This is a genomic window from Roseibium sp. (assembly GCF_965233565.1).
GTDB lineage: Bacteria > Pseudomonadota > Alphaproteobacteria > Rhizobiales > Stappiaceae > Roseibium.
Window position 1 is genome coordinate 2,010,052 of record NZ_OZ247494.1, and the last position, 13,580, is coordinate 2,023,631.

Below are 13,580 nucleotides of genomic sequence, written 5' to 3' on the forward strand. Positions count from 1 at the left end.
GCATCTTCCCAGTCAGGACCTTGCATGAAAGTCGCTTCCGTCGAGATTTTCCGGCACGATCTGCCGGTGAAAAACGGCCCCTACAAGATGGCCAATGCCGAGGTCTGGTCGCTGCAAACCACCCTCGTCAAGCTGACCTCGGACACGGGCCTGACCGGCTGGGGGGAAACCTGCCCGGTCGGGCCGACCTATGCGGAGGCTCATGCGGCCGGCGCGCAGGCGGCGTTGCAGCAAATCGCGCCCGCACTGATCGGCAAGCCTATGCAACCGTTGACAATCAACCGGCTCATGCAGGGCCAGCTCAATGGCCACACCTATGCCAAGGCCGCCATCGACATTGCCGTTCACGACCTGCTTGGCAAACATCTTGGCCTTGGTGTCGCAGAGCTTCTCGGCGGCGGCGCCACCGACAGCGTGCCGTCCTACTTTGCCACCGGTGTCGGCGCACCGGACGAGATCGCCCGCATTGCCGCTGAAAAGCAGCAGGAAGGCTATCCGCGCCTGCAGGTCAAGCTGGGCGGACGGCCGGTGGAACTCGACATTGAAACCATCCACAAGGTCTGGGAGAAGATCAGGGGATCGGGCATGCGCCTTGCCGTTGACGGCAATCGTGGCTGGACAACTCGCGATGCGCTTCGCATCTGCCGCGAGTGTCCTGACGTCCCCTTTGTCCTGGAACAGCCCTGTAACCGGCTCGAGGATCTGGAAAAGATCCGCCCGCAGATCCAGCACGCCCTCTACATGGACGAGAACGGCACCGACCTTGCGACCATAATCCGGGCAGTAGGAACGGGGCTGGTCGACGGTTTCGGCATGAAGGTGACCCGGATCGGCGGGCTGCAACAGATGGCCGCCTTCCGGGATATCTGCGAAGCCGTCAACCTGCCGCATACCTGCGACGACGCCTGGGGCGGTGATGTCATCGCTGCGGCCTGCACGCATATTGCGGCCACCGTCAAACCCTCATTGCTGGAAGGTGTCTGGCTGGCCGAACCGATGATCGAGGGCAGTTATTCGCTCGGTGAAGGCGTCCGGATCAGGGACGGCCATATCCGCCTGCCGCAAGGCCCCGGACTTGGCGTTGAACCGGATGCAAGCCTGTTCGGTTCTCCCGTCGCCGCTTTTTGATCAGGAGACTTTGAAATGCGTTTCTCAGGCAAGAAGGCTCTTGTCACCGGCGCGGCCGGCGGCATGGGCCGGGTGATCACGCAGATGCTGCGCGCGGAAGGCGCGGTTACCGCCGTTGCCGACATGAATTGCGACGACCTGGAGACAGATGTCGATCTGCCCGGCGACCTCCTGGACAGATCCTACAGCGACGGACTTGCACAGGCGGCCGCTGATGCGCTCGGCGGCCTCGACATCATCATCAACAATGCCGGCGTGATCACGCGCGGCCCTGTCACGGATACAAGCGACCGCGACTGGGATCTTTCGGTGGGCGTCAATGTCGAGGCGCCTTTCCGGATCTGCCGGGCTGGCATTCAGATCCTGGCGGCAGGCGGCGGTGGCGCCATCGTCAACCTCGCCTCCTGCTGGGGCGTGCATCCAGGGCCCAATCACGCGCTCTATTGCATGACCAAGGCAGCGATTGCCTCGCTCACCCAGTGCATGGGCCGGGACCATGCTCACCAGGGGGTCCGCATCAACGCGGTCTGCCCGAACGAGGTCGATACGCCGATGCTGCGCACCGGTTTCGAAAAGCGGGGATTCGATCCGGAAACCGCGATAGACGCGCTCGGCAAGACAGTCCCGCTCGGCCGGGTTGCGAAGCCGGACGATATAGCCGATGTGGTCCTGTTTCTCGCCTCCGATGCGGCCCGCTACATGTGCGGCGCGCTGGTCGAGGTCAATGGCGGAAAGTCGGTCGCATGAAACGGTTCGAGGGCAAGGTCGCGCTGGTCACCGGCGGTCGCAGTGGCATCGGCCGAGCCATCGCAGTCCGCCTGCGCGAAGAAGGGGCCCGGGTGTTCACCGCACAACGCGGCGCGGATCCTGACTTTGATCATGTTGTGGCGGATTTCACCGATCCGAAAGCTCCGGCAAAAGTTGTCGGCGAAATCATGTCCAGAGCGAAGCAGCTGGATGTGCTGGTCAACAATGCCGGCGTAATGCAGGAAGCTTCGATCGAGGCCATGAGCCTTGCCGACTGGCAGCGCTCGCTTGCAGTCAATCTCACAGCGCCCTTCCTGACCATCAAATGCGCCCTGCCGCATCTGCGCGCCTCCAGGGGCGCCATCGTGAATATCGGCTCCATCGAAGGCATTGGCTGCAATCCGAACCATGCTGCCTACTCTGCCTCGAAGGCCGGGCTGCACGGCCTGACCCGGGCCATTGCCGTCGATCACGGCCCTGACGGCATCCGCTGCAACGCGGTGGCGCCCGGTTGGATCGATACGGATCTCAACCTCGACTTCATCGAGACCATGCCGGACCCGGACGCCTTCCGGCGCGGTGTCGGTGCGATCCACCCGGTCAAGCGCACGGGCAAACCGGAAGAGGTCGCAGCGCTTGTGGCTTTCCTGGCAGCAGAAGAAAGCGGGTTCATCACGGGTCAGGTCTATACCGTTGACGGCGGCCGCATGACCCGGCTCAGCCTGCCATGACCCTGGGCCCGAAACGCCTTGCGGATGGCCGCTTTCATTGTCTCGGCCAACGGTTCTTCCACCGCTTCGGCCGTGCCAATGACAAGACGCGATATGGGCATTGCCGGGAACCCCTGCTCCGCGCCCAGCACGGTCAGGTGCGGCTCGACAGAAGATCTGCCCAGGAGACCGATGGCGATGCCTGCTTCCACGGCCGAGGTCACACCGGACACGCTCTGGCTGGAAAACACGATCCGGTAGGGCTTGCCCCGGCGCTCCAGTGCCTCGATGGCCGCATCCCGCCACCAGCAGGCCCGATCAAACAGCGCTACGGGAACTGGTTCTTTTGGGTCCAGTTTCAAATGGCCTGAGGCGACCCAGCAGGTCGGGTCCTCGTGGACCACTTCCTCGCCTGTTTCCGGACTTTCAACCTCGTAGACAGCCAGATCGAGCTGGCCCTTTCGCAGCATTCCGGGAAACTCCGTGCTCAACGAACAGGTGACGTCCAGATCCACCTGCGGATGAGACTGGGCGAAGGCCCCAAGGATCTCGGCCAGTTTGGCCCGGCCATGATCATCCGGAATGGCCAGGCGTAATTTTCCCCGCAGACCATCGGAGGTGATCTCCCGCAAGGCGGCGTCCAGCCGTCCGGTCACTTCCCTGGCAACCGGCAAGAGTTTCTGCCCGGTCTCCGTCAGGCTGACGCCTCGCCCGGTCCGGTCGAACACCTCACGCCCGAGCACCTCTTCCAGCCGCATGATCTGCAGGCTGGTCGCCGATTGCGAGCGGCCGATCAACCCGGCGCCTTCGGTGATGCTGCCGCTTCCGGCAACGGCAAGGAAAGTCCGGAGCAGGTCGCTATCAAGTGACGTCATCCGTTTTCTCAATATCCGATATTCAAGATATTCGTTTTCCGAATGATTTCACCACAGCTATCATTCGAGCGTCAACCACAGGAGGTTCCCTTGCAAGACCGGACGGTTTCATCAAAGCCCTTCAGGATCCGCCCCATCTTGTTTGGGAGCGTGTTGCTTTGCGCTGTCGTTTCGGCCTGGCTCTGGCCCAGCCTGCTCCGGGAGGGCCTGCTGTTCACCGGCGAGGGACTTGTCGATGTCGCACCGCTTGTCCTTCCAGGCATCGCCCTGACAGCCTGGATCATGGCCAGCGGTGCGGACAGACTGATCGGCAAAGCCTTTGAAGGCCGCCTGCTTCCGGCCGTTCTGGCCGCCGCGGCCATCGGGGCCATTACCCCTGTCTGCGGCGTCACCGTGTTACCGCTGATGGTCGGGTTGCTTGCTGCCGGGGTTCCCCTCGCCCCGGTGATGGCGTTCTGGCTGTCCTCTCCCGTCACCGACCCGGCAATGCTGGCGACGACGGCGGCTACGCTCGGTCTGGCCTTTGCCATCGGCAAGACCGTCTCCGCCTTTGGCCTGGGACTTCTCGGCGGCATGGTGACGGCTGCGTTGACCGGTAGCGAGGGCGGTCAGTCGGCTTTGCGCAAAGGCGGATTGACCAACTCCCTGACGACGTCCTGCAGCTGCGGATCGGCCATTTTCGAGCCGCGGATCTGGCAAACCAGGGAACGCCGCCGCACCTTTGCCAAACAGGCCTTGGCCACAACACGGCTGATCCTGATCTGCCTGATCCCCGCATTCTTTGCAGAATATGCACTCAACGCCGCACTGACCCCCGGCGCGCTGGCCGCCTATGTCGGCGAAGACACATGGTGGGCAATCCCGGCTGCCGTCTTTGTCGGCGCCCCCGCCTATATCGACGGGTACGCCGCCCTCCCCTTAACGCGCGGTCTCATCGATAATGGCATGTCTCCGGGTGCCGCAATGGCCTTTCTCGTCTCCGGCGGCGTCGTCAGCATCTGGGGCGCTCTTGCGATCTTCCCCGTGCTGCGGCTGCGCCCGTTCCTGCTCTATCTGGGACTGGCTGTCACCGGCTCTCTGCTGGCCGGTTACGGCTTTGGCTGGGTGGTCTGAGGCTTCTGACACCCGCCCGGGAGTTTCCAGCCCGTCCTCCGAGCCGCCGGGCAGGCGAAAATGCGGGAATTCACTCTTCGGCAGCCCGCCATTCCTTCCAGCGCAGAACCGCATTGGCGCCGATCTCGCGAAAAGGCTGCGGCGGCAGTTTTTTTGGCCTCGTCTCCGCACCGAAATGCCGAGTGATATCGCTTGTCACACCCAGGGCGAGCTCGGCTGCCCCAATCCCGGTCAATGTTCCGCGCGCCGTGCCGAGGCCGTTCTGGACGCAGCCGGAATAGACCCCGTCCTCCAGTTCGCGCAGAACAGCAACACCGTTGAGAGACAGGCAGAGATGGCCGGCCCACTTGTATTCCATTTCAAGACCGGTCAGCTGCGGAAACCGTCGATCAAATTTTCGCTGCATCACGGCGGCGGCCCGGGCCACATGCCTGCCGGAAAGGCGCATGTCAGGCTTCAGAACCGCACAGGTACGCGTGACGATGCGGTTGCCGCCCTGGCCGGTGTCGATCCGGCGCAGGGTCGTGCCCATCGGATCGGACGGCGTGATCCCCCAACGCGGCGCACCGCCCAGTTTCCCGAGTGCCTCCGCATCCAGTTCAGGTGTCATCACCGCAAACAGGAACAGCTGCATCAGCCGGTCCCGCTCAAAACCAAAACTTTCAAGGTGGCCGTTGACGGTCAGAATGACCTTTCCGGTGCTCACACGCCCCTTGGGCGTGGTGACCTGCCAGTCGGCACCTCGCCTTGAGAACGCCATTGCCGGGCTCATTTCGAAAATGCGGACGCCCTGACGGCGCAAGCCGGTGGCAAGTCCGCGAATGTAGCCGGCCGGCTGCAGCATCACCGTTCCGGGCGTGTAGAGCCCCGCCGCATAATGCGCACTTCCGGTCAGTTCGCGCATCTGCGTCCGGTCCAGCAGTTCAAAATCCTCGCCGAGGCTGGCCAGATGTTCGGCATAGCTGCGGTTATGCGCCTCCGCCTTGGCACTGGCCGCGCCGTTGATCTTGCCCGCCGGATCGAAATAGTTCGCATCGATCTGGTAATCGGCAACGGCCTCCCCCGCGAAGGCGATGGCCTGGCGATTAAGCCCGATGAGCGACCTGTCGTCCCCTGCGCCCGCATAATCCTCCGATGTCAGTTCATGCGGCAGGTCGATCATGAAGCCGGAATTGCGCCCGGCTGAACTGTCGGCAATCGCCATGGCATCCAGCACCACGACGCTCAGCGTGCTATCAATCTGTTTGAGACGCCGTGCGGCACTTAGGCCGGCAAACCCCGCGCCGATGATGGTGACATCGGCACGAATGTCGCCGCATAGCACATCAACCGCCGGAGCCTCCGGCAGGATCCTGTTCCAGGCCGCCGGTCCTTGCAGGCAAGGCAGAGAGCTGGCGGCCCGCTTCGTCATCCGACAGCCTCGTCCTCGTCGTCCGACAGATCCAGCCAGATGGTCTTCAGCTGGGTATACTGGTCATGGGCGGCCAGGCTGTTGTCGCGCCCGCCGAAACCGGACTGTTTGAAGCCGCCAAACGGCGTGGTGATGTCACCTTCGCCAAAGCAATTGACCGTGACCGTGCCCGCCCGGATGGCGCGCGCACCGCGCAGGGCTTTCTTGGCATTGGACGTGAAGATCGACGCCGCCAGGCCATAGTCCGTGGCATTGGCCATGTCGATCGCTTCGTCGAACCCGCGCACGGTCAGAACACTCAGGACCGGACCGAAGATCTCTTCCCTGGCAAGCGTCGAAGACGCATCGACCTCCAGCACGGTCGGTTCCACATATGCGCCGTCATGGCTCTTGCCCCCCATCAGCACCGCTGCACCGGTGTCGAGATAGGAACAGACCTTGTTGAAATGGGCGCTTGAAACAAGCGCGCCGACCCGATGTTCCGGATCAAGCGGGTCACCCAGGGTCCACTCCCGGGCATGGGCCAGGATCCGCTCCATCAGCGCGTCCTTGATTTCCTCTTCCACGATCAGACGGGAGCTTGCCGAACAGTTTTCGCCCATGTTCCAGAACGCTCCATTGACCACATGGGCGGCCACTCGGTCGAGATTGTCGGCGTCCTTCAGAACGACGCTCGGATTCTTGCCGCCCATTTCCAGGACGACTTCCTTCAGGTTGCTGTCGGCGGCGTAGCGCAGGAATAGGCGACCGGTTTCAGTCGAGCCCGTGAAGGACACCATGTCGACATCCATGTGCCGGCCAAGTGGCTCACCAACCTCCGGACCGGTTCCCGGCACCACATTGAAGACACCGCGCGGAATGCCGGCCTCCACGGCAAGTTCGGCAACACGCAAGGCCGTCAGCGAGGTTTCTTCCGCCGGCTTGACGATCACCGAACAGCCGGCGGCAAGCGCCGGACCGATCTTCCAGGCCAGCATCAGAAGCGGGAAGTTCCAGGGCAGCACCAGCCCGACCACGCCGATCGGCTCCCGCACCAGCATCGCGATATGATCGTCGGAGGCCGGCGACACCTGATCATAGATCTTGTCGATCGCCTCGGCATGCCATTTCAGGCAGTGAATAGTCTCCGGAACATCGACGGTTTCGCAATCGAAGATGGTCTTGCCGCTGTCGAGGCTTTCCATCACCGCCAGTTCCCGCCGGTTGCGGGTCAGCAGCTTGGCAAATCGGATCAGGACGTCCTTGCGCTCTGCGGGATGCAGCTTCGACCAGCGTCCGTCGTCAAACGCCTCACGCGCCTTCAGGACAGCGAAGTCGACGTCCTCAGCGCCGCAGGCCGCGATTTCGGCCAGGGCCTCGCCGGTTGCCGGATTGACGGTGGCGAAAGTCTTGCCGGACGCCGCCGGCCGGTAACCACCGTCGATAAAGGCACTGGTCGGCAGGCTAAGCTTGGCGGCCAGGGCCTTGTATTCGTCACGTGTCAGAAGATCGGTCATGGTCACGCCCCCGCCGTGATGTCTTCGATAGTGGATTTCAGAACGCGGACGACCTGGTCCAGCTGGCGTTTGTCGTCCTTGTTGAGCGCCTTCAACGGTGGCCGCGGCGGACCGGCATAAAGCCCGCTCATCTCGACGCCATGCTTGACGCACTGGATGAACTTGCCGCCCTGCTCAAGGACCCGCATCAACGGCATCATCGCGGACATGATCCGGCGGCCCTTGTCAAAATCCCCGTCAACCGCACAGGCCTGGTAGAGCGCGACATGTTCCTTTGGCAGAAAATTGGAACCGGCACAGACCCAGCTGCGCGCACCCCAGGCAAAAAACTCAAGCGCCTGGTCGTCCATGCCGCAGGACATCTGGATATGCGGATAGTCGCGGGCCAGCAGATGCACCCGGTTGATGTCGCCCGAGCTTTCCTTGATGGCGCAGACATTGCGCGAGCGCCCGACCCGATCAAGGAATTCCTCGCCCATGTTGACGCCCATCCGGCCCGGATAGTTGTAGAGCATGATCGGCAGGTCGGCGGCCCGGTCGATGGTCAGGACGTTGAGTGCGTTTTCCCGTTCCGTCGGCACCGCATAGGGAGGTGTTGCGACCAGGATCGCTTCGGCCCCCATCTTTGCCGCGCCTTCGGCAAGCGCGATGGAATCCGGTGTCCGCATGGTCCCGGTGCCGACGATGAGCGGCAGACGTCCATCGAGCCTGTCCTTGGTAAATTGCGCCAGCTCCAGCCGCTCTTCCACGGTCTGGGTGTAGTTTTCACCCGTGGAGCCGCCGGAAATCACACCGTGGACGCCGCTGTCGACAAGGTGATCAATCACCTTTCCAAGCGCGTCCCAAACAACGTTGCCCTCGGCATCATAGGGCGTCACGGCAGGCGTATAGATGCCCTCAAAGGTCAGTCTTGGTGTCATCCAGATGGTCTCCGGCTTCAGGCGGATTTGAGATTGGGCGGCTGGCCGAGCGGGGCTTCCAGCCCGGCAGGCATGACAAAGAGTTCGATCTGGTCCCGCGACAGGGCCCAGTGCTCGAGTGCCAGTTCGGCGGCGCGCTCTTCATTGCCCTCCTCTATGGCAACGATCATCGCGTCATGCTGCTCGCTGGCCAGTTTGAGCCGATCATCCTTGGCCCCGTTTTTCGGACGGAAGAAAGTCATGCCGATGCGGGTGTGGTCGATCAGCAGACGGTCAAGGCTGGCCATCAGGTAGCTGTTGCCGGCCATCAGTCCGGTGATGCGGTGGAAGCGGTCGTTGGTCAGCGCGCGTGCCGTCACATCGCCCGTTTCCATGGCCTCCCGGAACGCATCCTGCGCCGCCTTCAGCTCATCGATCTGCGTCGGCGTCGCGTTCTGGGCGGCCAGACGCAAAATGGCGCTGTAGATGAGCGGCGCCGCCAGGAAGAAATCGCGCAAGGTGAAATGGGTCATGTCCGACACGCGCGCACCGCGATTGAGCTGCAGTGTAACGTAGCCTTCGCCGGACAGTTGCTGCAGCACTTCCCTCAAGGGGGTACGCGACAGGCCGTAGAGATCGCACAGCTCCGTCTCCTCCAGCGCGCTGCCGGGCTTGCGCTCCAGGGTCAGGATCGCGCGCTTCAGGTCTTCATAGGCAACCGTTTTTGCCGTTCCGCGCTGAGGGGGCATCGGTTCACTCCGTTTCGAATTTGGTTGACTGACTTGTATACAGTGTGAATACAATAGCAACACAATAATTATACAAAGACGCCGCATGCCCGAAACGGGCCAAGGCGACAGGCTCCGGAGAAAAGCGACATGTCCAGAACGCGCGACGTCACCTTCCTGCTGCTCGATGATTTTTCCCACATCGCCTTTGCCTGTGCCGTTGAACCCCTGCGCATCGCCAACCTTTTGCACGGGGAAGAGCTTTACAGCTGGCGCCTGGCGTCCGAGGACGGTGAACGGGCCGTCTGCTCCAACAGGACCGTCACCTTGGTCGATCAGGGTCTGACCGACCTGCCCCCGCGCAGCAGCCTGTTTCTGATTTCCGGACAGAATGTCGGCGACCGGGCATCCCCCGAAGTGCTCTCATTCCTGCGGCGGGAGCGGGCTCGCGGCACAAAGATCGGCGCCATCTGCTCCGGTGCCTACGTGCTGGCCAAGGCGGGCCTGTTGCAGGACCGCCGCGCCGCCATTCACTGGTCGTTTCACGACAGTTTTCAGGAAAATTTTCCGGAGGTGGACCTGTGCCGCAACGTCTTTGTCGCCGACGAGACCTTTGTGACTGCCTCGGGCGGCACCGCGGCGACCGATCTGATGCTGCATCTGATTGGCGAGACCCATGGTGAGGACCTTGCCGCTGCGATCGCAGACATGATGGTCTATTCCGGCGTCCGCCCGGCCGATGCAGCCCAGCAGATTTCACTGCAGGCCCGGCACGGCATCCGCAATCCGCACATCGCCGAAGCCATCCGCCTGCTCAACGAAAGCGCACCTTATTATCTGCCGACGTCGGAAATCGCTCGCAAGATCGGCATCTCCACCCGGCAGCTGGAGCGCCTGTTCCAGAAACATCTGAAAGTGTCGCCGAAGAAATTCGCCATCCAGCAGAAATTGACCAAGGCGCGCAACCTGCTCCTGCAGACCGAGCAGTCGATCTCGGAGATCGCCCTTGCCTGCGGATACGAGTCCCCCTCGCACTTTATCCGCACCTACCAGAACCGCTTCGGAGTGACCCCGCATACCCAGCGGGTCTGTGCCGCACGCGCGGAGCCTCTACGGGAAAGTGCGTGAGGGAAAGCAGTCGCCCGGAAGGCCTCGCGCTTCAGGTGCCAATGCGTTTCAAATCCACCAATGCCATCAACTCATTGCGTTGATACCAACAGAACGGGCGCCGGAACCTGAATCATTTTCACCGGCACGTTCACTGGCGCGCCGCTAGCTCAGAACAACAACCTTGGTGCCGACCTCGACACGGTTGTAGAGATCGATCACATCCTGGTGCCACATGCGGATGCAGCCGCTGGAGGCGTTGGTGCCGATGCTGCTCGGCTGGTTGGTGCTGTGGATCCGGTAGAGTGTGTCGACATTGCCCTGCCAGAGATAAAGCCCGCGCGCGCCGATCGGATTGCTGAGCCCGCCTTCCTGACCGTCCCGGTATTTCTCCAGCTTGGGATCCCGCTCGATCATTTCGTCGGGCGGGAACCATTTCGGCCATTCGCGCTTGAACCGGATGACCGCCTCGCCGCTCCAGGCAAAGCCGGCACGGCCGACACCGATGCCATAACGGATCGCACGGCCTCCGGGCTGGACCAGGTAGAGAAACTTGTTCTTCGGATCGACCACGATCGTACCGGCCGGATACTTGCTCGGATAGAACACGACCTGGCGCAGGAATTTCGGATCGAAATTCTGATACTGGATGGCCGGCAACGGAAAGCCGTTATCGGTTCTCGCCGCATAGGCGATGGCATAATCCGGCGTCCCGTCGGAAAGCGGCGTCAATCCGGCATCGATGGTCGACTGCTGCTTGCTCTGGCAGGCTGCGAGCAACAGCGGAATTCCGGCGACAAATGCGCGTCGGCTCATTTTCAGCGCCATTTCGCGTCCTTTCAGCAGCCACCCGCGAGCGGCATCTACAGATCAAAAAATCAGGGAACTAAACACGCTATCCTGAAAAGAAGGCAACAGGATTATGGTAAACAGATCCTTAATCTCACGCCACTGTGACCCATGGCCACCGGCTTCTCTGGGGATCAATCATCAAAATACTCAGGGTGCTCGCCCCGGATGGTCTGAAGCACGGCGGCGATCCTGCCGAGATGCGTGCCCAGGATCGCTTCCGCACCAGCAGCATCTTTCCGGCGAAGCGCATCGACAAGATCAACATGATCAGCGAAGGCGGTTTGCGCGCTGGAGGCGAGCGACAGGAACCGCACCCGGTCCATATGCGCCTTCTGGTCCCGGATCAGGGACCAGACATGGCCCTGCCCCGCCATCTCGCACAATCTGCGATGAAACTCATCATCCAGCTCGTGAAAGCCGGGCCGGTCATCTGCGGCAACCGCCGCTTCCTGATCCGCCAGCAGGCGTTCAAGCTCCCGGATGTCAGGCTCTGAAATCGTCTGGATCACCGCTTTGAGGCAGGCGAGCTCCAGAGCTGTTCGCACAAATCTGGCACGCAACACAGCGGCCTCGGAAATACGCGTGATGACGGTGGCGCGCTGCGGCCGGATTTCAAGAAACCCGAGTTGCGACAATCTGAAAAACGCGTCGCGCACAGGCTGCCGCGACACCTCGAATGCCCGGGCGACATCGATCTCGGACACCTTCGTCCCGGGCGCAAGGTCAAGCGACAGGATCTGCCGGTGAAGAGCCTCGAACACCTGATCGGTTACACTTGGCGACCTGACCGGCTCCAGTCGTCTCAGTCCATCTCTGCCAGGCATTGCGCTCCTCTTCGTTGACGCCCACAAGCAACTAGCATATTAGCATATCCTCATCAACACTGTCCGCTTTGAGCGATGTGGAGGACGCCATGACATCGAATATTGACGGAGAGGCCATTCCCGGATCCCGGATGCTTGACCCGCATCGGCTGTTTCCTGTCGATCCGGCCAGCCGGTCCCTTGCGGCAGATCTTTATGACAGCATCAGGCACCTGCCGATCGTCAGTCCCCATGGCCACACCGATCCGCGCTGGTTTGCGGAAAACAAGCCGTTTCCCGATCCCGCGCAGCTCTTCGTGGTGCCGGATCACTATGTCTTCCGCATGCTGCGTTCTCAGGGCATCGAACTCGCCGATCTGGGCGTGCCGCGCATCGACGGCGGCCTGAGCGAGACCGACAGCCGCCGGATCTGGCGGGTCTTTGCGGAGAATTTCCATCTCTTCCGGGCGACGCCGTCCCGACTCTGGCTGGAGCATTCCTTTCAGGAAGTGTTCGGCTGGACCAGGCGTCTGTCCGCCGAGACTGCAGATGAAGCCTATGATCACATCGCCGAGTGCCTCACCCGGACGGAATTCAGGCCACGAGCCCTCTTTGAACGTTTCAACATCGAGGTGATTGCCACAACGGAATCGCCCCTGGACGATCTCGCCTGGCACCGGCAGATCCGCGACAGTGACTGGACAGGCCGTGTCCTCACCGCCTACCGGCCGGACCCGGTCATCGATCCAGAATTCGAGGGCTTTGCGGCCAATGTCGAGCAATTCGGCGCTTTGGCGGGCGAAGATGCCACCACCTGGCAGGGGTATCTCAACGCCCACCTGGTCCGCCGCGCCTATTTCAAATCGTTTGGCGCAACGTCGTCCGATCACGGCCACCCGACCGCCCGGACCGAGAATCTTTCACCGGCCGACGCCGAGACCCTGTTTCAAAAAGCGCTCAAAGGCACCTGCTCGGCTGAAGAGGCAGACGCCTTCCGGGGCCACATGCTGACCGAAATGGCCCGCATGAGCCTTCAGGACGGACTGGTCATGCAGATCCATCCCGGCAGCTTCCGGAACCATTCCCTGAAAACCTTCCGGGAATTCGGACGCGACAAGGGTTTCGACATTCCCACCCGAACCGACTATGTCCGCGCGCTCAAGCCGCTGCTGGATGCCGTCGGGCTGGAGAGGGAGCTCTCCATCATCCTCTTCACGCTGGATGAAAGCGTCTATGCCCGCGAACTGGCACCACTGGCGGGAGCCTACCCGACCCTGAAGCTGGGACCCGCCTGGTGGTTCCACGACAGCGCGGAAGGCATGCGCCGCTACCGGGAGATGACAACGGAGACAGCCGGTTTCTACAACACGGTCGGTTTCAATGACGACACGCGCGCCTTCTGTTCCATTCCCGCCCGCCATGACGTCGCCCGGCGGGTCGACTGTGCCTATCTTGCCGGTCTTGTCATCACCGGACGCCTAGACGAGGACGAAGCACACGAGGTCGCGCAAGACCTCACCTACCGGCTGGCAAAACAGGCCTACAAACTCTGATCTCACCTGCGGCTCAAGCACAGCCTCTCAGGCCGAACCCGGCTGCGAGGCAAGACTACACGCGCGATACCGCGCGCGCCGAACAGGAATTTCTGGATATACTTATCCTGCAATTAAAAATGTCAAACTATATGTTTACCCTCTTTGTTTGAATCATA

At 62.0% G+C, this 13,580-nt stretch carries 13 protein-coding genes; 6 read left to right on the forward strand and 7 right to left on the reverse strand.

Annotated elements, in window-relative coordinates; translation table 11 throughout:
- Window positions 1-24: 24 nt before the first annotated feature.
- From ACO6TG_RS09275 to ACO6TG_RS09285, 3 genes are read left to right on the forward strand one after another with little or no spacing between them, the layout of a single operon-like run.
- A complete protein-coding gene (locus tag ACO6TG_RS09275) occupies window positions 25-1,128 on the forward strand; it encodes a mandelate racemase/muconate lactonizing enzyme family protein (RefSeq protein ID WP_422377914.1) in 1,104 nt (367 codons plus the stop codon).
- A gap of 15 nt (window positions 1,129-1,143) precedes the next feature.
- On the forward strand, window positions 1,144-1,875 hold the full coding sequence (locus ACO6TG_RS09280) for an SDR family NAD(P)-dependent oxidoreductase (RefSeq protein ID WP_422377915.1): 732 nt from the start codon (window positions 1,144-1,146) through the stop codon (window positions 1,873-1,875).
- Window positions 1,872-2,606, forward strand: coding sequence for an SDR family NAD(P)-dependent oxidoreductase (locus tag ACO6TG_RS09285; protein WP_422377916.1), 735 nt, complete (start codon window positions 1,872-1,874; stop codon window positions 2,604-2,606). The genes ACO6TG_RS09280 and ACO6TG_RS09285 overlap by 4 nt, the downstream gene beginning before the upstream one ends.
- Here the strand turns inward: ACO6TG_RS09285 and ACO6TG_RS09290 are convergent.
- The gene (locus tag ACO6TG_RS09290; protein WP_422377917.1) at window positions 2,561-3,460 is read right to left on the reverse strand and encodes a LysR substrate-binding domain-containing protein; all 900 of its coding nucleotides are present in this window, start codon (window positions 3,458-3,460) and stop codon (window positions 2,561-2,563) included. The genes ACO6TG_RS09285 and ACO6TG_RS09290 overlap by 46 nt on opposite strands.
- Window positions 3,461-3,598: 138 nt before the next feature.
- Between ACO6TG_RS09290 and ACO6TG_RS09295 the strand changes: the two genes are divergently transcribed.
- The gene (locus ACO6TG_RS09295; RefSeq protein ID WP_422377918.1) at window positions 3,599-4,573 is read left to right on the forward strand and encodes a permease; all 975 of its coding nucleotides are present in this window, start codon (window positions 3,599-3,601) and stop codon (window positions 4,571-4,573) included.
- Between the two features lie 70 nt (window positions 4,574-4,643).
- Here the strand turns inward: ACO6TG_RS09295 and ACO6TG_RS09300 are convergent, their stop codons facing one another.
- The 4 genes from ACO6TG_RS09300 to ACO6TG_RS09315 are packed head-to-tail and all read right to left on the reverse strand — an operon-like array spanning window position 4,644 to window position 9,128.
- Entirely contained in the window at window positions 4,644-5,984 is a 1,341-nt protein-coding gene (locus tag ACO6TG_RS09300) for an NAD(P)/FAD-dependent oxidoreductase (protein WP_422377919.1), read from the reverse strand.
- Window positions 5,981-7,480: an aldehyde dehydrogenase gene (locus ACO6TG_RS09305; RefSeq protein WP_422377920.1), complete on the reverse strand. Its 1,500-nt coding sequence runs from the start codon at window positions 7,478-7,480 to the stop codon at window positions 5,981-5,983. Before ACO6TG_RS09305 ends, ACO6TG_RS09300 begins: the two co-directional genes overlap by 4 nt.
- Window positions 7,481-7,482: 2 nt before the next feature.
- On the reverse strand, window positions 7,483-8,388 hold the full coding sequence (locus ACO6TG_RS09310) for a dihydrodipicolinate synthase family protein (protein ID WP_422378859.1): 906 nt from the start codon (window positions 8,386-8,388) through the stop codon (window positions 7,483-7,485).
- A gap of 29 nt (window positions 8,389-8,417) precedes the next feature.
- Window positions 8,418-9,128, reverse strand: a complete 711-nt coding sequence (locus tag ACO6TG_RS09315) for a GntR family transcriptional regulator (RefSeq protein ID WP_422377921.1) — start codon at window positions 9,126-9,128, stop codon at window positions 8,418-8,420.
- Between the two features lie 129 nt (window positions 9,129-9,257).
- Between ACO6TG_RS09315 and ACO6TG_RS09320 the strand changes: the two genes are divergently transcribed.
- The gene (locus ACO6TG_RS09320; RefSeq protein WP_422377922.1) at window positions 9,258-10,235 is read left to right on the forward strand and encodes a GlxA family transcriptional regulator; all 978 of its coding nucleotides are present in this window, start codon (window positions 9,258-9,260) and stop codon (window positions 10,233-10,235) included.
- 144 nt (window positions 10,236-10,379) lie between these two features.
- On the opposite strand, the gene ACO6TG_RS09325 is transcribed toward ACO6TG_RS09320, so the two are convergent.
- Together ACO6TG_RS09325 and ACO6TG_RS09330 are read right to left on the reverse strand one after the other, a co-directional pair.
- Entirely contained in the window at window positions 10,380-11,042 is a 663-nt protein-coding gene (locus ACO6TG_RS09325; RefSeq protein WP_422377923.1) for a L,D-transpeptidase, read from the reverse strand.
- A gap of 155 nt (window positions 11,043-11,197) precedes the next feature.
- Complete coding sequence (locus ACO6TG_RS09330) at window positions 11,198-11,890, reverse strand: GntR family transcriptional regulator (protein WP_422377924.1); 693 nt, start codon at window positions 11,888-11,890, stop codon at window positions 11,198-11,200.
- An 89-nt stretch (window positions 11,891-11,979) separates the two neighbouring features.
- Between ACO6TG_RS09330 and uxaC the strand changes: the two genes are divergently transcribed.
- The gene (gene uxaC, locus ACO6TG_RS09335; protein WP_422377925.1) at window positions 11,980-13,422 is read left to right on the forward strand and encodes a glucuronate isomerase; all 1,443 of its coding nucleotides are present in this window, start codon (window positions 11,980-11,982) and stop codon (window positions 13,420-13,422) included.
- Window positions 13,423-13,580 lie beyond the last annotated feature (158 nt).